Origin of the sequence: Flavobacterium collinsii (genome assembly GCF_902804485.1) — a bacterium.
In the GTDB taxonomy this organism is placed as follows: domain Bacteria; phylum Bacteroidota; class Bacteroidia; order Flavobacteriales; family Flavobacteriaceae; genus Flavobacterium; species Flavobacterium collinsii.
This window is the reverse complement of record NZ_CADCST010000160.1, coordinates 1-923: the sequence shown is the minus strand read 5'-3', so window position 1 is coordinate 923 and position 923 is coordinate 1. Positions and strand designations below refer to the sequence as shown.

The 923-nt window shown below is 34.2% G+C and carries 1 protein-coding gene; it reads left to right on the top strand.

The genetic code is table 11. From position 1 onward, the window contains the following. On the top strand, window positions 1–923 hold a 923-nt coding region (locus FLA105534_RS22795; RefSeq protein ID WP_173968374.1), incomplete at both ends, for an AMP-binding protein.

Here is a 923-nt window from a genome sequence, read left to right as displayed (position 1 = left end):
GTATGGAAGATAACCATAAGATTCTGGCAGATTATAAGGATATTGATGTTTTACTATTGGATAAAGATTGGGCGAAGATCTCTGTTAATCCTACAACAGGACTAAACGTTGCATTATCACCAAGTCATCTGGCTTATGTAATTTATACCTCAGGTAGCACAGGCAAGCCAAAAGGAGTAATGATTGAGCATAGTAGTTTAGTGAATTTTTTGCTAAGTATGATCAATCGTTTGGAAATGCAAGACTTAAAGAGTTTTCTTTCAGTAACAACCAATACTTTTGATATTTTTTATTTAGAGTTTTTCGCTCCTCTATTATTAGGAGCTAAAGTTATCGTTTTAAATAACATTTCTATAAGAGATGGGGATCAGCTTCAGTCTGCTATAGCTAATCATAGCCCTGATTTTATGCAGGCAACCCCATCAACTTGGCAAATGCTTATTGATAATGGTTGGGATAATAGAGAAAATGTTACACTTTTAAGTGGAGGAGAGGCAATTAAGGAATCATTAAAGAACAGTCTAACTTCTATAAGTAATAATGTTTGGAATTTGTATGGGCCTACAGAGGCTACTATTTGGATTACTGCACAAAAGTTAAATATTTTAGAAAGGGTTATTATCGGTAAAGAAATTGATAATGTTCAACTCTATATATTGGATAATTATGATAATATATTACCTTTAGGCTTAGTAGGTGAATTATGCATTGGAGGAATTCAGGTTGCTCGTGGTTATTTAAATCAGGAAGAATTAACCCGAGAGAAGTTTATAGAGAATCCATTTAAAGAAGGCGATAGAATTTATAAGACGGGAGATTTAGCGCGTTGGCTCCCTGATGGTAATCTGGAGTTTATTGGCAGAAAGGATAATCAGGTTAAAATCCGTGGTTATCGAATAGAGCTTGGTGAAATCGAGAATGTA